General features: G+C 51.1%; 27 protein-coding genes and 1 riboswitch. Of the genes, 10 read left to right on the forward strand and 17 right to left on the reverse strand.

The window, feature by feature from the left end:
* Window positions 1-46: 46 nt before the first annotated feature.
* A complete protein-coding gene (locus KGP26_RS07385) occupies window positions 47-529 on the reverse strand; it encodes a cold-shock protein (protein ID WP_021180015.1) in 483 nt (160 codons plus the stop codon).
* A gap of 347 nt (window positions 530-876) precedes the next feature.
* On the opposite strand from KGP26_RS07385, the gene cspE reads away from it, so the two are divergent.
* Window positions 877-1,086, forward strand: a complete 210-nt coding sequence (gene cspE, locus KGP26_RS07390; protein ID WP_002210315.1) for a transcription antiterminator/RNA stability regulator CspE — start codon at window positions 877-879, stop codon at window positions 1,084-1,086.
* Between the two features lie 247 nt (window positions 1,087-1,333).
* On the opposite strand, the gene crcB is transcribed toward cspE, so the two are convergent.
* Window positions 1,334-1,717, reverse strand: a complete 384-nt coding sequence (gene crcB, locus KGP26_RS07395) for a fluoride efflux transporter CrcB (RefSeq protein ID WP_021805340.1) — start codon at window positions 1,715-1,717, stop codon at window positions 1,334-1,336.
* A gap of 72 nt (window positions 1,718-1,789) precedes the next feature.
* Window positions 1,790-1,853, reverse strand: a riboswitch (Fluoride riboswitch).
* A gap of 187 nt (window positions 1,854-2,040) precedes the next feature.
* Window positions 2,041-3,105, reverse strand: a complete 1,065-nt coding sequence (gene adrA, locus KGP26_RS07400) for a diguanylate cyclase AdrA (RefSeq protein ID WP_021805339.1) — start codon at window positions 3,103-3,105, stop codon at window positions 2,041-2,043.
* 219 nt (window positions 3,106-3,324) lie between these two features.
* Here adrA and tatA point away from each other — a divergent pair, with 219 nt between their 5' ends.
* Window positions 3,325-3,531 (forward strand): Sec-independent protein translocase subunit TatA, encoded by a 207-nt coding sequence (gene tatA, locus KGP26_RS07405; protein ID WP_021180013.1) that lies wholly within the window; start codon window positions 3,325-3,327, stop codon window positions 3,529-3,531.
* A 95-nt stretch (window positions 3,532-3,626) separates the two neighbouring features.
* Here the strand turns inward: tatA and lipA are convergent, their stop codons facing one another.
* The 14 genes from lipA to KGP26_RS07475 all read right to left on the reverse strand — a co-directional run bounded on the left by lipA (window position 3,627) and on the right by KGP26_RS07475 (window position 12,990).
* Window positions 3,627-4,592, reverse strand: a complete 966-nt coding sequence (gene lipA, locus KGP26_RS07410; protein WP_021805338.1) for a lipoyl synthase — start codon at window positions 4,590-4,592, stop codon at window positions 3,627-3,629.
* Between the two features lie 101 nt (window positions 4,593-4,693).
* Window positions 4,694-5,779, reverse strand: a complete 1,086-nt coding sequence (locus KGP26_RS07415) for a tyrosine-type recombinase/integrase (protein WP_223665222.1) — start codon at window positions 5,777-5,779, stop codon at window positions 4,694-4,696.
* Window positions 5,757-6,005, reverse strand: a complete 249-nt coding sequence (locus KGP26_RS07420) for an excisionase (protein ID WP_197823224.1) — start codon at window positions 6,003-6,005, stop codon at window positions 5,757-5,759. Before KGP26_RS07420 ends, KGP26_RS07415 begins: the two co-directional genes overlap by 23 nt.
* A 46-nt stretch (window positions 6,006-6,051) precedes the next feature.
* Window positions 6,052-6,630 carry a 3'-5' exonuclease gene (locus KGP26_RS07425; protein ID WP_223665223.1) on the reverse strand — a complete coding sequence of 193 codons (579 nt, stop codon included), beginning with the start codon at window positions 6,628-6,630 and terminating at the stop codon, window positions 6,052-6,054.
* Complete coding sequence (locus KGP26_RS07430; RefSeq protein WP_223665224.1) at window positions 6,623-6,862, reverse strand: hypothetical protein; 240 nt, start codon at window positions 6,860-6,862, stop codon at window positions 6,623-6,625. Before KGP26_RS07430 ends, KGP26_RS07425 begins: the two co-directional genes overlap by 8 nt.
* Window positions 6,837-7,676, reverse strand: coding sequence for a hypothetical protein (locus KGP26_RS07435; RefSeq protein ID WP_223665225.1), 840 nt, complete (start codon window positions 7,674-7,676; stop codon window positions 6,837-6,839). Before KGP26_RS07435 ends, KGP26_RS07430 begins: the two co-directional genes overlap by 26 nt.
* Window positions 7,676-7,987: a hypothetical protein gene (locus tag KGP26_RS07440; protein ID WP_223665226.1), complete on the reverse strand. Its 312-nt coding sequence runs from the start codon at window positions 7,985-7,987 to the stop codon at window positions 7,676-7,678. Before KGP26_RS07440 ends, KGP26_RS07435 begins: the two co-directional genes overlap by 1 nt.
* Window positions 7,980-8,669 carry a hypothetical protein gene (locus tag KGP26_RS07445; protein ID WP_223665227.1) on the reverse strand — a complete coding sequence of 230 codons (690 nt, stop codon included), beginning with the start codon at window positions 8,667-8,669 and terminating at the stop codon, window positions 7,980-7,982. The genes KGP26_RS07440 and KGP26_RS07445 overlap by 8 nt, the downstream gene beginning before the upstream one ends.
* The gene (locus KGP26_RS07450) at window positions 8,666-8,857 is read right to left on the reverse strand and encodes a DUF1482 family protein (protein WP_223665032.1); all 192 of its coding nucleotides are present in this window, start codon (window positions 8,855-8,857) and stop codon (window positions 8,666-8,668) included. The genes KGP26_RS07445 and KGP26_RS07450 overlap by 4 nt, the downstream gene beginning before the upstream one ends.
* Window positions 8,857-9,390, reverse strand: a complete 534-nt coding sequence (locus KGP26_RS07455) for an HD family hydrolase (RefSeq protein WP_223665033.1) — start codon at window positions 9,388-9,390, stop codon at window positions 8,857-8,859. Before KGP26_RS07455 ends, KGP26_RS07450 begins: the two co-directional genes overlap by 1 nt.
* A gap of 84 nt (window positions 9,391-9,474) precedes the next feature.
* The gene (locus KGP26_RS07460; protein ID WP_223665034.1) at window positions 9,475-10,302 is read right to left on the reverse strand and encodes a YfdQ family protein; all 828 of its coding nucleotides are present in this window, start codon (window positions 10,300-10,302) and stop codon (window positions 9,475-9,477) included.
* Between the two features lie 43 nt (window positions 10,303-10,345).
* On the reverse strand, window positions 10,346-10,717 hold the full coding sequence (locus KGP26_RS07465; protein WP_223537310.1) for a hypothetical protein: 372 nt from the start codon (window positions 10,715-10,717) through the stop codon (window positions 10,346-10,348).
* A 952-nt stretch (window positions 10,718-11,669) separates the two neighbouring features.
* Window positions 11,670-12,065 carry a hypothetical protein gene (locus KGP26_RS07470; RefSeq protein WP_209526976.1) on the reverse strand — a complete coding sequence of 132 codons (396 nt, stop codon included), beginning with the start codon at window positions 12,063-12,065 and terminating at the stop codon, window positions 11,670-11,672.
* A 241-nt stretch (window positions 12,066-12,306) separates the two neighbouring features.
* Window positions 12,307-12,990: a S24 family peptidase gene (locus KGP26_RS07475; protein ID WP_223665035.1), complete on the reverse strand. Its 684-nt coding sequence runs from the start codon at window positions 12,988-12,990 to the stop codon at window positions 12,307-12,309.
* A 108-nt stretch (window positions 12,991-13,098) separates the two neighbouring features.
* On the opposite strand from KGP26_RS07475, the gene KGP26_RS07480 reads away from it, so the two are divergent.
* The 8 genes from KGP26_RS07480 to KGP26_RS07515 all read left to right on the forward strand — a co-directional run bounded on the left by KGP26_RS07480 (window position 13,099) and on the right by KGP26_RS07515 (window position 17,237).
* Complete coding sequence (locus tag KGP26_RS07480; RefSeq protein ID WP_223665036.1) at window positions 13,099-13,344, forward strand: YdaS family helix-turn-helix protein; 246 nt, start codon at window positions 13,099-13,101, stop codon at window positions 13,342-13,344.
* Between the two features lie 37 nt (window positions 13,345-13,381).
* Window positions 13,382-13,855: a YmfL family putative regulatory protein gene (locus KGP26_RS07485; protein ID WP_223665037.1), complete on the forward strand. Its 474-nt coding sequence runs from the start codon at window positions 13,382-13,384 to the stop codon at window positions 13,853-13,855.
* Between the two features lie 63 nt (window positions 13,856-13,918).
* A complete protein-coding gene (locus KGP26_RS07490) occupies window positions 13,919-14,107 on the forward strand; it encodes a hypothetical protein (RefSeq protein ID WP_059199667.1) in 189 nt (62 codons plus the stop codon).
* Window positions 14,107-14,286, forward strand: a complete 180-nt coding sequence (locus tag KGP26_RS07495; protein WP_223665038.1) for a DUF4222 domain-containing protein — start codon at window positions 14,107-14,109, stop codon at window positions 14,284-14,286. The genes KGP26_RS07490 and KGP26_RS07495 overlap by 1 nt, the downstream gene beginning before the upstream one ends.
* The gene (locus KGP26_RS07500; protein ID WP_223665039.1) at window positions 14,283-15,410 is read left to right on the forward strand and encodes a conserved phage C-terminal domain-containing protein; all 1,128 of its coding nucleotides are present in this window, start codon (window positions 14,283-14,285) and stop codon (window positions 15,408-15,410) included. Before KGP26_RS07495 ends, KGP26_RS07500 begins: the two co-directional genes overlap by 4 nt.
* On the forward strand, window positions 15,407-15,649 hold the full coding sequence (locus tag KGP26_RS07505; RefSeq protein WP_209526991.1) for a hypothetical protein: 243 nt from the start codon (window positions 15,407-15,409) through the stop codon (window positions 15,647-15,649). Before KGP26_RS07500 ends, KGP26_RS07505 begins: the two co-directional genes overlap by 4 nt.
* Window positions 15,646-16,869, forward strand: coding sequence for a site-specific DNA-methyltransferase (locus KGP26_RS07510; RefSeq protein WP_223665040.1), 1,224 nt, complete (start codon window positions 15,646-15,648; stop codon window positions 16,867-16,869). Before KGP26_RS07505 ends, KGP26_RS07510 begins: the two co-directional genes overlap by 4 nt.
* Window positions 16,866-17,237, forward strand: coding sequence for a RusA family crossover junction endodeoxyribonuclease (locus KGP26_RS07515; protein ID WP_223665041.1), 372 nt, complete (start codon window positions 16,866-16,868; stop codon window positions 17,235-17,237). Before KGP26_RS07510 ends, KGP26_RS07515 begins: the two co-directional genes overlap by 4 nt.
* Window positions 17,238-17,345: the final 108 nt, after the last annotated feature.

The following is a 17,345-nucleotide window of genomic DNA, read 5'->3' on the forward strand; positions in this document are numbered from 1 at the left end:
CACGCTAACACAGGTGCTATTAAATAGCTTCCAATGTTTTCAGGGGCTATAGGGTCTTCAACGCCTGCACGGTTTCATCGATATCGATTTCATGCTCAGAGAAGACGTGAGTCGCGTTCTGGAAGGTGGTGATTGAGAGCATACGCAGCGTTTCCGTGGCGGTTTGTGGCGCTTCGGCGACTTGCGGACGGATACGGTTCATCAGCAACCCAACGGACAACACGGTGTTCTCTTTATCGACCTCCACCTTGACCGGCACTTCTTTGGTGAAGGTATCGAAGGACTTGATGCTGGAGATTTTGATTCTCTCGTTGGCGATGGTGATGTACTTGCTTGGTGCTTGTACCTTTACCGCATAGGCCGATGGCCCTTTGGTATTGTTGGTTGGCTCAAAGGTTACCAGCGCGTTTTTCTTAATCAGCTCTGGGTTTTGCACTTTAATCACGTGAAAATAACGATTTTCCCCGTTCTCGTCGGTGATAAAACCGAAGCCTTTGTCTTCAAAAAAAGTCGTTATCTTGCCGTTCATGGTCATTCTCATCAGGTCGTTCGTAACAGCGCTAATGATAACGCGTAATGCCTTGCAGTGACAGGGGGGACGGTGTTTCATCAGCAAGACGAAAACCTAAAAACGGCGGGTTCAGGGGCAACAATGGGCCACATAGGTGTTTAATCGGTCTCTCAACGGTTTTTTGGCTGATTGGGCTGCCTTGGCCGTCTCTGGTAACCGCGGACATCAATTTACAGGGTAAATAACCGACTTTTTCACTTTTTATCGATTTTATGTGATCTGTGTTGTGGACAAAATCCCGTCTAATTGCTGTACTGTATTGGACACACATTTTGTGTCTTACATTCACGTTAAAGGTAAGTTTGATGTCTAAGATTAAAGGTAGCGTTAAGTGGTTTAATGAATCTAAAGGTTTCGGTTTCATTACTCCTGAAGATGGTAGCAAGGACGTTTTCGTTCACTTCTCTGCCATCGCTAGCAATGGTTTCAAAACTCTTGCTGAAGGCCAGCGTGTAGAATTTGAAATCACGAACGGTGCCAAAGGGCCATCTGCTGCTAACGTTATCGCTATCTAAGCTACAGTAGCCAAAATTGTTAAAACCCGCTCCATGAGCGGGTTTTTTATGCTTTTTTTTCAGGCCAGGGAGGTTAAGAGAACAGGTAAACCTTGATGAAGGCCAGGACGATCAGCACGCACGTCAGGGTGACAATCCATTCAGTAGTGGTTTTTGGCAGGGTAAACATTCAATTCCTCACTCAGCACAGGTTACTGAGCGAGGATTATCCCGATGGCAGATTAAGAAAACATTAAGCCCCGAGTTTTCATTGGCCGTAGAACGCTCTGACCAGCATAAAGGCCAACAGCGTCATCGCCAGCGAACCCGCCAGGTTGAGCAGCATATTGGTGATGGCCCAGACAACGCGCCCGTCCTGCAACAGATAAACCACTTCAAGCGAGAAGGTAGAGAAGGTAGTCAACCCGCCGCAAAAGCCGGTAGTGATCAGCAGTTTCCAAACTGGGTCAATGTGTGTCATACGGATAAACAACGCCAAGGCCAGCCCGATGATAAACCCCCCCACCAGGTTTACGGTCAAAGTGCCCAAGGGAATATGAGGATGTACAGGGTTGAGCTTAAGGCTCACTGCCCAGCGCAAGACGCTACCCAAACCACCGCCAATAAATACAGCCAGTAAAGAACTCCACATGGTGATAAACCCTATCTAAAGATGGAAGATGCTCAGAAAGGTTCAGGCAAGCGCCTACGCACCTCTCTGAGAGGTTACGTAGACATCATCAGCCTGTGAAAGGCGGTTATGGAGGAATGTCATCTCCGTTTGTTGGCGCGAAACAATCGCGCGGGGCAGATTTTACACCTTGTCGCTGTGGTTTTGTAGTAGCTTCAGCCAGACAGGAATTACTCACTTCAATAACCGCAGTTAACGCCGCACACCTGTTACGCTATTTCTCGACGCCATTTCTCCAACCAATTTATCAAGTCATTAAGCTATCAACTTAATAAACTAGTGGGCTAGCATTGATGTACGGCGAGTTCCTGCCGGTTGCGGCCATTATTTTTTGCCCGATACAGTGCGGTATCGGCGGCCTTCAACCATTCCTGGTAGCCGGGCATTTCGGGCTGGTAATCGGCGACCCCGGCGCTGATATTCAGCTTTAACCCAGGGGCTTCACGGAAGACGACCTCGTTCAGGCGCTCCTGAATGCGGTGGAGCGCCAGGCTGGCCTGTTCGGCACTGGTATTTGGCAACACCGCGCCAAACTCATCACCGCCGTAGCGCCCCACGATATCCATCGCCCGAAGCCCTAACACCAATTCTTCCGCCAGAACGATCAGCGCCTCATCCCCCAGCCCATGGCCGAAGGTGTCGTTGATGGCTTTGAAATGGTCAATATCCATCAGGATCAGCGTAGCCGGATGATTATAGCGCCGGCAGCTATCAAACTCATTGTGCAGCAGGTGTTCCCAATGGCGGCGGTTAAACACGCCGGTCAAGCCATCACGCGTGCTGATGCGCAATAACTCCTGTTGCTTTTCTGCCAGCCGCTTGGCGGTTTGGTAGGTCACATAACCCAGGAAGACTGGGTAGATGAAGATCATCGGCAGACACAGATAAACCTGCAGCGGTGTGGATTGTGGCGTAAAGGGGAAGCCCAGTATCGCACTGGTCACCAGCGCCCCGATAATTTGCGCTATCAGGCCTTTGAAATACAGAGACGGCCCACCGGAAGCGATATTATTCATCCCCATCATCGACAGGATCACCACGGCGGGGAGCGCATTGAACCCCATGATGGCAACCCACATCCCACCTAGCAGTGCATCGATGAGCAGGTTGCGGATCTCGGTGGCGTAGGGGGCTTCGCTGCGGATAGACCATTGATAAGCGACATGTGGCCAGATAAAGCCATTCACTGCCAGCAAGATCCACACGCCAACCGGCTGATGAACTGGATAGAGCGCCGTCAGTACGCACAAGAAACCAATCCCCAGGCCGACAATACGTGGCAGGTAGAGACGCCTGGCGAAGTTGAGGCCCGCACGCCGGGTGTTAATAGCCGATAGAGCTGTTGGCATCCCATGTATCCCTGTGATGAATTATGCAGCCGGCCTGGAGCCGGAAAAAAGCGAATAGCTAAGAATATGCCCTATAATCTAAGCATAGAACATCTTGGGTAGATCTCACCTTGTTACAACTGGTTGTTGTTATAGCCGAAATAAAGTCGCTAAATACCCATAGACAAAGTTTGTTCCAGCGCTGCGTCCTGCAGCCATAAATGAATAAAGAAGGTGAATATGGAAGGTATCAGTATTACCAAGCTGCTGGTCATTGCGGTGTTGATCGTCTTGCTGTTCGGCACCAGCAAACTGCGTACTCTGGGCGCGGATCTGGGTGCTGCGCTGAAAGGCTTTAAAAAAGCGGTGGGCGATGACACCCCTCCTGCACAGAATACGGCTGAAACGCCTACCGCGCAGCAGAGCGTCGAAAAGAAAGACGTTTAAACGTTTCTGCTGTTGAGCCATAAAAAACGGATGCCGCAAGGACATCCGTTTTTTGGCGTTAATCGCAGGTGAAGCGTAACAAAAGATTACCGCGGTTACTTCACTTCCAGCCCTTTGGCCTGCAAGTCCGCATGATAGGACGAGCGCACAAACGGGCCGCAGGCAGCATGGGTAAAGCCCATTGCCATCGCTTCTTCTTTCATTTCGTCAAACTCCGCCGGGCTGACATAGCGCTGCACTGGCAGATGGTGACGGCTTGGTTGCAGATACTGCCCCAGCGTCAGCATGGTTACGCCATGACGGCGCAGATCGCGCATCACTTCCACGATTTCCGCGTTGGTTTCACCCAAACCCACCATCAGGCCGGATTTGGTCGGGATCGAGGGGTGAGCTTCCTTAAAGCGCTCCAGCAACTTCAATGACCACTCGTAATTAGCCCCGGGACGTACCTGGCGATAAACACGCGGCACGTTTTCCAGGTTGTGGTTAAACACGTCTGGTGGCGTGGCGGTAAGGATTTCCAGCGCACGATCCATACGGCCACGGAAGTCTGGCACCAGGGTTTCGATCTTGATGTTCGGGCTTTTGGCTCTGATGGCGGTAATGCAGTCGGCAAAGTGCTGCGCGCCACCGTCACGTAAATCGTCACGGTCAACCGAGGTGATCACCACATAGCGCAGTGCCATGTCGGCAATGGTTTGCCCCAGCTTTTCCGGCTCGTTGGCATCGGGAGCCACCGGGCGGCCATGGGCCACGTCGCAGAATGGGCAACGGCGGGTACAGATAGCCCCCAGGATCATGAAGGTGGCGGTACCGTGGTTAAAGCACTCAGACAGGTTGGGGCATGACGCCTCTTCGCAGACCGAATGCAGGCCATTTTTGCGCATCGCGGCCTTGATGCCTTGAATGCGCGTAGAGTCGGCAGGGAGCTTGATCTTCATCCACTCGGGTTTGCGTAACAATTCCTGGCGCTCGGTGATGACCGTTTTTACCGGGATCAACGCCATTTTGTCTGCATCGCGGTATTTGACGCCGCGTTCCATCTGAATCGGTTTACTCATAATCGTGCAGGTTCCAGTTACGAAGCTCGACTCCTATTTTAGTGATTTAAAATCAACAGGTTATGGTGTCGATGTAAAATAGTAGTAAAATTCTGGTAATACTATACCACCTTTACGGTGATCCATTCAGCCCCTCTTGTATCACGATAGAGGTCTGTCATTGCTGCTGTTTTGTGCCCCATGATAGCCTGTGCCACTTCTTTGCCGTAAAGTTCTGTATACAGACGCGCTGCTAGGCTGCGTATTTCATGGAGGCTTGGTTCGGTTCCTGGCCATCTTAAATCAGTTTTATCCCTAGCGGTGCTGAATCCCTTTGATAGAGTGCCGGGTTTTAATCCAGACCCTTTTTTAGTGCCCCTAATGGTGTGAAGTAAATATTTGCTTACGACACCAGATGTGCGGCATCTTGAAATTACCTCTTCCAATACTAACCCTTCCTCCGGAATTGAAAGGCTCAGTGGCAAAGAAACTCTGGCGCCAGTCTTGATCTGCACCACCCACAAGAAACCATCACGGACGTCTTTAAATTTCATCTCGGCCAGATCCTCGCGCCGCTGCCCAGTTACAAGTGCTAGATCGAACATATTTTTCACCCATTGTTCCTGATCCCCGGTAGCGCCCAATATTTGGTTGTACTCAGTTACTGTCAGACGGCTTCTCAACACCTTATTTGCGGGGGCTTTCGTAGGCGTTACCGGGTTCTCTTTGAGGTGCCCAGCGGCGATTGCCTCGTTGAACGCGTCATTCAAAATCTGTCGCAGTTTGACTGCTGTTGCCTTTTTTCCCTGCTGCACATAACTATCCATCATGCCTGCCACGTCTTTTGTCGTGACACGTGAAAGCAACAAATCACCGATCTGGTCTTTGATATAGCCAATCTGAAGCCCACGCTGGCGAAGAGTGCCATCAGCCAACTCGCGCTTTTTGAGTATCTCCAAGAAGTTATCCAGATGGTTACCAAGAGTCAGAATATCTGCACCCTGCAGTCTGTCCGCCAGGCGCACTTTGTTCTGCAGGTTGTATATCAGCAGATTAGCTTCTACAGCCTCGTTTATGGCATCAGTTTTATCGGGACCGAGGCCGTAGCGTTTCCCATCGCGGGGATCACGCCACTGATAGTTGCCGTTACTTTCGTACAGGTTGGGCGGCAGGTCTTTGTGTTTCTTACTTCTCGGTCTGGCGGCCATGAATACGCTCCGCTAATTTATATTTGTTGATGGGTTTGGCTTTTTTGGCTACATCCTTTGGGTTATGTGGGTTCACATATTTCGCACCCCGATAAACCCACCAATTACGGCCTATCTTTTCTGCCGGAGGGTATATGCGACCCGTGCGGGCCCACATCCAAAGAGTGCCCTTTTTATAAGGCTGGCTGAATTCATCTGCAGCCCATTCCACCAAAGTGATCTTCATGGCTTTCTCCACACGATAGAGGCCCGCTGCAACGGGCAGGTAAAAATTACAGTTCGGTCGCTTGCTGGTGGGGTTCAAGTAGTCGCTGGTGGATTGCCGAAACATACCGTACCTGGTGAATTGCGTCAGCCAATGCACTATGTCGATCACCGTCGAAAGGTAGATCACGCTTTGGGTCAAAACCAATCTGCCGGCCGAGGTTCACCATGGTACGAACGTCCAGGTCGTTGAACCAGTTCCAGCATGGCTGCAAGCCACAGCGCTCGTATGCACTGCGAAGGATTACGTTATCGAAAGAGGCCCCATTCCCCCACACTTTGAGATATTTTGGATCTTCACCGTGCTGGCGAACGAAAGCACTGAGTGCGCAGATTGCCACATTAATGGTTACTGCTGCATCGGTGGTGATCGCCGCCCGGGCCTCACTGCTCTGCATCAGCCACCAGTTAATGGTATCACCGTCCGGAACGGCACCGGCCGCCATGTCGCTGGCAAGATTCACTGCGGTATAGAACTGCTGTCCCAGTTCGCCAGTAGCCGGATCAAAGAACACGGCACCGATCGCCACTATTGGCGCGTTGGGCTTATTGCCCATAGTTTCCAGATCTACCATCAAGTCATTCATCAGATTTTTTCTCCCGCTGGTTTTCAATGGCCATGTCGATCAGTAGGCGCTCAGGTTCTTCCAAATACCGACAGCACAGCCTGGCAACATCTTCATGGGCCTTCTGCCGGTTCATAATCAACGTTAGTACAGGACTGAGTGATCTGCGGTCGACATTCCAACCATACCTGGCCAGTGTGCCAATCACGTCGTCAACAATGGCGGAATCAGGTAGCAGTGGCGTTGCTGTCATCTGGGCCTCCAGGGGACGGTGCAACTTCCACCATCGCTTTGAATATGCCAGTAACGCATTCAGCGCTTTCTCTGCAGCTGTATGGCCAGCCCTTTTTATCCAGCACTGCATCAGCGAGCGCTTCAAAAGCTTCAGACTCAAAACCGTGTATGACCATTTTTTCAGTCAACTCAACAATCGGCACCAGTTTCCAACCATCCGGAATTACCGGAGAGTTCAACATGTAACCCTGGCTAACAGATTGGAGCTTGGCGCGACCTTGCCACACTCGCCACGCGACTTGCATATCCCATGCAAAGTAGCCCCCACCGCCGTTTTTTACATGACTCCGGTCTATCAAATTCCCGAACTCATTTTCAATTAAAGTCTCGAACTCCAACCTTTCATCGATCACCGCTGGCGCGGTGTTCTTAGCGTAGTGATGCAGAGAACGAATACCATCAGCAATGTCTTGCAAAGTGCTTGAGTGTTCCTCCTGTGCTGAATTTCCAAACTCAAACGAACCTGTATCTGGATCGTGACGTCCGTGCTCGTTATCGTAAGCCTCGCGCTGTTGATCTACCCATTTTGCAGCGGCCATAATGCCATCACGATAAAACGAAACTGTTGGTGCTGGCTGCTGTAGTCGCTGCTCAAGCTCTGTAATACGCAGCCCCATAACATCAACGATGGCCTTCATTCCCTCTTCTCGACGTACTGCGGCAGCTAATTTAGCCCGCAGGCCGTCGGCACATTCATGCTTGCCACTGCAGCCACGTTGCCATGAGAAACCACAATCACAGGTGAAAGTATCCCCTGCCTCTTTTACGTTCATCAGTCGTTATCCCTATCTGCCAGTGCTAGATACGTGTCATCAGGTACCTCAAGCGTCAGCATGGCGCTATAGGTATGTGCGGTAGAGAACGAAGCAGGCCAAGCCGGGATAGTTACACCATCTTCTACTGGCCCTATACCGATCGCCCAGCACCCTTCATCGGTGTAGGATGCAGTGACCAGCAACTCTCCCTCGTTCGACCGCAGGTGGTAAACGCCGAGGCTATTGAAGCAGCCAATCTCTTCACGGATAGCGCCTTCGCACTCGAACAAGTCATCACTGGCGCCGAAAAATCTCAGTGTTTTACTCACGGGCAGCCTCCAGTTGATAGACAAAGAATTTACCCATAGCACCGTTGACCAGGTTGCGACGGTCATACTGTTGGATGCCCCAGACAATCGCGAACAGACACCAAATAAACCCGCTGGTAACCCTTCGGCAGCTGTCCTCCCAAAAGTCGCTAAGGTCGATATAATCAGAGGTGAACTCTTGGTAAGCAGTGCAAGCCTCCCATTCGCTGTACGAACCGCGTTTCAATTCGTTGATATCTGCAAGGACATCTGCCTTAATTTTGTCGGTTATGCCGTCACTGTCTTCTATACCATCCAGCCAATCGTCGTAAAACTCCTGGGCACGAGCCTCAAAGGCTGTAGAAGACCATTCGGTGTAAACTTCACGGCAGTGACCGGAACCCATCTGGAGCTTTTCGGCCCAGTAGCCTGCGTTGATGGCAGGATCATCACCGTGGCGCTCGTAATCGCGGTGATCCATGCGGAAGAAATCGAACATGTCATGCAGGCGGCGGAAAACGTAGGTACCCATGTCACCGCCAATACACAGATGGCCAGGCCAAGTGGTCAGCGTGAAGTGGTAACAACTGCTACCGCCATGAGAGAAGTGCAAGTGGCGGAAAACGCCGTTATCTTTCTCAATGCTCATTGAGTGGTTACGGGTATCACGCTTGAAGCGCTCCAGAACTTTTTCTTCTTTCATTCCCTTTCTCCCTGATCCTGCTTGGCGACTGGAATTACGGCATCAACCGGCAGGCATTCATACTGGGGTGGCAACTGCTGCTGGTGGATATCCGCCAGGCAGTTGGAGCGGTCCGGGTACACCCAGCCCTGGGGGACATAATCGCAAGGCTGGTAGGTGTAGCAGACGAGGAGGAATAGACCGAACATCAGGACCCCCTTACGCCGGAGAGCTGCAGGAACCGCTGCATAAACATGGTACGGGCCTGTAGCGGATTAACAGGGCATACCAGGATCACGTCCGAAGGTGCGATGCCTGCAAGCATCGGCCATGGCTCGGCGTCATCGATATCAAGATCCCGGCGCTCGGTCGCCAGCAGGACCAGATCGGCATGCTTAACTGCTGCGCTCTGGGTCGGAGGTAGCCCGAACTTATGGCGGATCACGAAATCAATACTGTTTTCAATCCCGCGGTAATCTGGAATAAGCTTTTTCAGTGGTGATGGAATATCTTTGCAATAGGCTTCATGGGCATCATGCAATAAGGCTTCCAGTGCGAATTCAGCAGGTACGATCTGGCTGACTAAAATGCAATGCTGTGCCACGCTATAGAATTCAGGCAGGTGACCGGCAAAGCGGCATTCATGCGATAAAGCCTGCGCAATATCTTCAATGCAGATACTATCAACTTTTGGGTTGGCATAATTAAAATGCTTCCCGGTGAATGTTTGAATCCATGACATATATACTTCTCCACACGGTTTAGGCAACACTTCACCAAATACCCCATTACTGGGGTATTTGAGGCTGCATTACTTAATTAAAAATCAGGCTTTAAAATTACCAATAAAGGTATCAACTGGTTTACCTTCGAATTTACCGATCAGCAGATTGCGGAATTCATTGGCGATAGCTTCTTCCTGTGCTTCAAGTTGAACGATGCGAAGGGTGAAGCACGGCTCATCACTTTTAAGAAGGCTATTGCGAAGGCTGAACGGGCGCTCACTCAGACCTTCATAGGGGACGCATTTAAATTCAAATGCAACCGGCATGACCTCTTTGCTGGTAGCCTCAACACTTTGCATCAGTGATTTTTTACCGCTGAAATCACCATCTTCATGATCCGCTTCCTGCATCTGTTTAATACTGACGCGACGAACTGCGCTAGCGGCCTGCGCCATCGTCAAAGTCTGGCCGTCAGCACTAAACGCGGTAAGGAACTCGCTCCAGTCTTCCAACCACTCTGCAATCTGCTTCTGGTTAAGGCGCTTGCCATCGATCGCCAGCAGCGCGCGGAATGGTGCAGTTTTTTTGAGTTGGATCTCAGCAGCGTTATCTGCGTGCCCTGGGGCTTCAAGGGTGCCGATGTTGAACACAGCGCGGGCGCTCATGTTATCCGCGTCGATAAAACAGCGGGCAGGCTCATCAGCATTGGCGTAGCCAGCTGAGTAACGCACGAAGTCATCAATGCTGGTTGTTTCCATGCAGCCACGGAAGCGGAAACGCTCAAGCTTAAAGCGCTCCAGACTTTCAATGCCAACACCTTCAGGAAGAATTGCAGTAGGGCAAGCAAGGCTATCAATATCGCGAAGATGATATCCAGAAATAACCAAGTCTTTAACTTGCTGAATTGCGGTTCCATCTAATTGAGACATAATAAATAATCCTTATTAATACTAGATTGATAAATGCGCTTTATTACTGCGCGACTTTTAATTTTCCGTCAGGGTGACCAGCAACCGTAAATAATTGGCCTTGATCTTCTTGAAGAATAGTCAGCTTGCCACCCTTGCCGACATACATAGGCGTTTCAGTAGTATCTTCTTCTGAAACTTTCCCTCGAGGGGTAGGGGTGACAAATTTCAGTTTATGCTTAATGCTGACGCGTTTTTCCTCAACCGAATTACTGAGGCGGTCAAGATCAAATTCAAGAACGACTTTCCCCTTTCCACCATTATTGAGAACGCCCAGCGCGGTAGCGTTTAAAGCTGCTGAGATTTTGTTTTCAAATACACCGGCATCCAGTTCCCCGAGAAAATCAGGGACGTTAGTTTTGCGGTCTTCACTCATTGAAATACCCTCATACGATGCGGCGATCGCCGCGGTCATCTCCACACACCAGGTGGCGCACCGTTCCGGTTTTTCTTAGACTATCCAGGTTTAAGGGTCCGGACAGTACGCCACCTGATGTGTAAAAAGGGCGGCCAGCCTATGAACATTGTCGTCACCTCTCTGTTAGAAGAAGTTCGACTGACCGCCAAAGCTACACACAGCATTGAGTTGTGACACCAGGGCGCTACCCCTGCTTACTTCCCGCCGCTCAGTTTTGGTATTGGCCACCAGTTGCTGTGGCCCAGCCGATTCTCGGGTCTTTGCGTCGGCCGGCGCTGCATTACGCTTGTACACATCACAACGAAAAGAGCACTGCCTTTGACCACCTTGCGCCGCGTTTCCCGTAACGTCGGCTCTGCGACCTCACTACCACGCCGCCAGCGGGAGTTACACAGGTGCTTGCCACATATCCGGTGCAGAGCTCTTATCGTTGTGTGCTCGTCTCTTCCGAGCTGTCATGCCGGTTGAACTCCCCGGCAAGGAGATTTGTGGTGCTGGGCTCACCGTAGTGGCTGGTACCTACGTCCTATTGCCGAACGGGGGTCGAGTCTTCCGACTGCGAACGGCCTCCCGCTTGAATCCGCATACAAACGACTCTCCAACGCTTCACCACAACGGTCTGCTCACTCATGAGTGCTACCCCCACCGCTTCCAAAATTAATGAAAAGGGCGAGTGAGCAGGCCGTTATGGGCCTGGATACTTCTCCACCTCAGGCGGCGGTGGTATCTTGGTGGTGCTTAATCAACCAAGAAGGAAATCTAATGTCATCATTTGAAACTAAAACTGCCCTGGGTACCCCTTCAGCAAATTACGACGTTGCCGCTGAAGCTGTACTGATTTCCCTGATCACCGTTCTAGCCCGGCAAGCTGAAAGCCCAAATAAATTTATCTGGGAAATCGAAAATGAAGTTAAGGCTCGGCTTTCTCCTGACAACCGACGCTCATCCCTGGAAATAGCACAGGAGATTCTTTCTGCTGCTCGGGAGCAAACGCTGAAATAAATTTATCTTTCAGCTGTAGCGAGATCGCTTCGGCGGTTTCGCTTTTCTCCGGCATCCGGTAACCCTGCACGCTTGGATCAAGAACTGAGAGGATAACGGCACGTTGTGTCATAGCGTCCTGCAATGCGATTTGGCTGCGAAGTAATTTTTCAGACAGCTTAACCATCCCAGAGGCAGCAATAACATCCACATCAACCTTCTTAATGCCCCATGCTGCGCTGGTCATTACCAGGTACTGCAAATCAGCGAGGTGCTTATCGCGTTCTGCTGCCAAGCCATCAATAATTGCGTCGATCTTATCCATCCCCAAGCTCCTTACTGAGTACCACCATTTAGCGAATCATCCCGACCTTCTATGCCTCGGGCGGCTACTTCGTGGGCGTCCTGCCTGTTCGTTGTTGATGGGATAAACTATGCTACTTTAAGTAGAATAAATCAACTACCAAAAGTAGAAATAATTAATGTGAATAGTAGCAATGGAGGTATGTTGCTGAATTTTAGGCGAAAAAAAACCGACAAAAGTCGGTTTCTGAAGTGAAGGTAGGCTAAGCGAAATCGTTAAACTTAAGTGGTAGATGTTTGATTAATTTACCAAAAATATAAAGTTCGTTCATTTCGTTGTGCTCAATATAAAACGGCGGATATTTGTCATTATCGGACAAAACCGCAAGCTTTCGCCCTTTAACCTTTTGTAATCGCTTAACAAAAGTCGAATCCTCAAAGTTAAAAACGTACACCCCATCACCATTAAAATGGTCGATCTTGGTGTCGATGAACAACAGATCCTTAGGGCAAAGGGTGGGCATCATGCTATCACCATCAACGTTTATGAGCTGTACGCCTTCAAGGGACTTTCTACCAAAGATTTCGTAAACCCTATCCTCTGGAAATTCAATCGAGCTAACTATTGCTGGAAATTCATTGTTGATGTAGCCAGTTCCAGCTGAAGCGAATACTTCTAATTGGGTCAATCTCACCTGGTTCCTCGATGATTGATCAGGCATTTGTTCTGATGCACCGTACTCCAGATAGGGGGCTGTGCTATCAAGAGCCTTGGCTAACTTATCCATAACAGCGGTACGCGGCTTTGCCGTGCCCATTGTGTACCGTCGCGCCATTTCATATGTCACGCCAGCCTTTTTGGATAGCTCAGTTACGCCGATGTTCTTCCCCTTCATCAAGGAAGACAAGCGCTCAGAGAAACCTTTGTATTTCTGATTTTCTACCATAGGTAGAAGATTACAACTCATACACTCAGTAGTCATTTCTATTTTGAGTAGTTGATTTACTCTACTTAAAGTAGCATTATTCCTGTGAGTCAATTACAGGAGCCCCAAATGACAACCCTCAATATCACTGAACAAGCTGTTAAGGCTGCGGGACCATCTCTTTCGGAGGTGGCGCGGCAGTTTGGCTTCAAATCACCGCAGTCCGTAGCGAATTGGATCATCAACCAGCAGGTTCCCTCTGAGCGAGTTATTCATCTTTGCTCATTGGGGGGATGGCGTTTTACGCCTCATCAGTTGAGGCCCGACATTTACCCCAATCCTAAAGATGGGCTGCCATCCAAAAAGGTTAGTTGAGCAGTCGAAAAATAGTAACTACCAAAAGGAAAACAACATGGTAGAGCAAAACTTGAAAGACGTAGTGAAGGGCATGTGCAAGGCAGTAGCTGGTGGCCGTTCGGCTATGGCCGGTGCGTTGGGCATGACGGACACCACCTTCACCAACAACCTGTATGAGAAGAACGGTTGCCGCTTCTTCGAGATCAGCGAGCTGGAAGCCATGGAAGATATTTCGGGCACTAACCTGCTTACGGAATATTTTGCCCGGCGCCGTGGGTTGCTGGTGGTCGAGATCCCTGTGTTCGAAGAACTGGACCAGGTGGAACTGTTCAGCAAAAGCATTCGCACGGCGGCACGTCGCGGCCATGTGGATCAAATTATCCAGGAGTCGCTTTCTGATGGGGTTATTGATGAGAAAGAAGCAGATGAAATCATGCGCTATCACCGCAAGCATCTGCAAGCGCGTGACGCCGAGGTTAGAGCGATTTTGGAGCTGTTTGGCAAAAAAGCCAAGGGCCAGAAAGGTTGACGCCCAAAGGTTGCAGCCTCTGGGCGTCGGGTGCGAATAAATCGTGTGTGGAGAAATAATCGCATGAGCATTGTAACCAGAAATTCAACAGTACCGCAAATGCGCTGTCGGGCAATGACTGGCGGTAATTCTGCGATGCCGTTCCGGTATGAGGTCAATGTACTTGGTCAGTGGATCGCCAGCAACTACCAGTTTGCGCGCTGGGTGGTAGATAGCGGCAAGTGGCTGGCTCGTGAGCGGGAGGGCGGTTGATGACGACTTTAGCCATTCAGGCCGAATCATATTACCGAGACAATAACCACGTTGTGGTCTTTGTCCACGAGGTTGATCAGGAAAACCAGACCGTTACCTACAGCCCGGTCGGTTACTCGTGGGAGATCACCACCGCAATGATCATCTTCCGTTCACGCTTTATCGGGTTTTCATTATGAGTGCACTAATACAGCTGCTTGACAGGCCAATAGCCTATAACCCGGCCTTCGCCAAGTTGCGGACAGGGAAGATAAGATCTGGCCCGGTCGCAGCCATTTTTCTTTCTCAATTGGTTTACTGGCATAACCGTATGGATGGTGGCTGGATGTACAAAACCCAGGCTGACATAGCTTCCGAGACATCGCTAACTCGTGATGAGCAGGAAACCGCCCGTAAACGTCTGGTAGCGTTAGGTGTGATGGATGAGGAACTGCGCGGCGTGCCTGCCACTATGCATTACCGCATCAATACTGCCCGCCTAGAGGTTCTGCTGACAGAAACAACGAAGCCTCAGAAAAAAACGTCGAAGGAAAAAACCAGATCGCGGAATTGCCAGAATGTGGAAACCCCGCAATCTGGATTGGTGCAATCCCGCAAACAAGAATGCGGTGATGCCGCAAACAAGAATGCTGAAAGCCAGCAAACAAGAATGGGCGACTCCAACGAACAAGCCGGAGGTGATCCCGCAAACTTTCCTACAGGAGATTACACAGAGAATACCCAGGAGAGTACACAGGATAAAAACACTATTGGGCAACCGCCTGCGGCGGCAGCCCAGGATGAGGGTATTTCTGAAGAGATTCACATCACTGACCAAGCCATTTTGGTCTTGAAGCATCTGAACCTTCTGACCGGTGCCAAGTACACCACCGCCAAGTCCACCTTGGAGAACATGCGGGCCCGGCTGGTTGATGGCCATTCACTGGATGAACTGAAACTGGTGGTTGAGTACCTGGTTGATCGTTGGTTGGGTACCGAGTGGGCTAAATACTTGAATCCTGAAACTATGTTCAGGCCAAGTAAATTCCCCGGTAATTTGCTTGCAGCCACTGCATGGCATGACGGGGGCCGAAAGCCAGAACAGGGCCGCACCCCGGCAAACAACACCGATCGCGATGCAGCCTATCGCCGGTTTATCGGCAGCAGTCTGCCCCTACAGAACCCTGGTGAGCTTGAACAACTGGTACGGACAGAGGCCAGCAATGCGGGAGTGCGAGGCATGCAACCTAGTTACTCCGTGAATGCGTGGAACCGTATCTGGGCTGACTGTGAGCAGCGGATCAACGGAGGAAAAGCAGCATGAAACCAGCAACACAGAAGATTTTAGGCGTTAACGTTTACCCGCTGATCGCCATGCTGCAACAGGCCCGCCGTTGGTGGAAGATCCGCGAGTTGAAGCGGTTGTGGTGGGAGGACATGAGCTATCGAAAAATCTGCAAGAAACGTGGATGGGTTAGCAATCTCGAATGGATGAACACCGAAAGCCGGTATCGGTTAATCAAGCTGTATGCCCGTGCAGGGAAAGAAAGGGGGCATCTGTGATCTATCAACTCAATGCAGGCCGCTGTGAAGAAGTGTTGCGCGGTATGGCTGATAACTCTGTTGACTCTATCGTCACCGATCCACCATATGGCCTGAAGTTCATGGGTAACAAGTGGGATTACCAGGTTCCGACCGTAGCCCAATGGGTAGAGTGCCTGCGCGTTCTGAAGCCTGGTGGCCATCTGCTGGCCTTCGGCGGATCACGCACCTATCACCGCCTGGTGGTGAACATCGAGGACGCTGGTTTCGAAATCCGTGATCAGCTTATGTGGATCTACGGCAGCGGGTTCCCAAAGTCGAAAAACCTCACCGATGAGCATGCAGGGAAGGGTACAGCGCTGAAACCAGCCCATGAGCCGATCGTAATGGCGCGTAAGCCGCTGGCAGGGACAGTGGAGGGTAACGTTGACCAATACGGTACAGGCGCCCTGAATATCGATCTGTGCCGTGTGCCGACTGAAGAAGCATTAACCGGTGGCGCCGGTGGCCTTCTGTCGCATGTACGGGATGAAAAAGCCCCAGATGCTGAAGAGTGGAAAGCCGATCAGCTTGGCCGCTGGCCTGCGAATGTCCTGCACGATGGAAGTGAAGAGGTGATCGCCGAGTTCCCGAAGAACGCCGGAGCCAGAGCACCAGTAAAAGGGACCGAGCCAACCAAAAACGGTTTCAGCGGTCCGGTTAAGTTCGGCGGCATGATTAACCGCGTGCAGGGTTACCACCATGGTGATCAAGGCAGCGCGGCTCGTTTCTTCTACTGCGCCAAGGTCAGCAAATCCGAGCGTGACGAGGGCATGGAAAGGTTCGTGCCGTTCTCAGCAAGCGAAATGACCGGAGGCCGCAAAGAAGACAGCGCAGGGATTAACAACCCCCGAGCTGGCGCCGGGCGCACCGGTGGCGCTAGAAACAACCACCCAACGGTTAAACCTGTCGATCTCATGCGCTACCTATGCCGCCTGGTCACCCCTGCTGGTGGTGTAGTGCTGGATCCGTTCATGGGTTCCGGCAGTACCGGCAAAGCAGCGCTGCTAGAGGGGCTTGGTTTCATTGGAATTGAGCTGGATCCCGACCACTTAACTACTGCAGCAGCACGTATTGGCCACTCGCTTAAAGTTCTCGGTGAGACCGATTCAGATACTTATGAGGACTTCCAGCCAGAAGAACAACAACCAGAACCCCAAAATATTCCAGAAATTATTTCTACTGGGGAGGTGGACGCATGATCTTAACCCTCCCATTCCCGCCAAGCATGAACAGCTACTGGCGATCACCGAACAAAGGGGCGCTCAAGGGGCGTCACCTGATCAGCGAAAAAGGCCGCAAGTTCCGGACAGAGGCTATTGCCCGCGTGCTGGAGCAACTGCGCCGTCAGCCTAAGCCGATCACCGCTGATATTGCCGTTACTGTGGTGTTCTGCCCTCCGAACAAGGCGCCTCGGGATCTGGATAACTACTTCAAGGCTCTGTTCGATGCGATGACCCACGCTGGTGTATGGGTAGATGACAAGCAGGTGAAGCGGATCGCTGCTGAGTGGGGGCCGGTAACCAAGGGCGGCAAGGTTGAGCTGAGCATCTGCGAGGTGGCTACGTGAGGGCAGGTGACATCATGAAAAATAAGCAATATAGTGATCCGTGCGCATCCACCCTTGCAGGGGTAAGAGATGCGCTGGTTGGTCCCGTCTATTTGCAGATAGCGGGGC

Source organism: Serratia sp. JSRIV002, assembly GCF_019968725.1.
Lineage (GTDB): Bacteria > Pseudomonadota > Gammaproteobacteria > Enterobacterales > Enterobacteriaceae > Chania > Chania fonticola_B.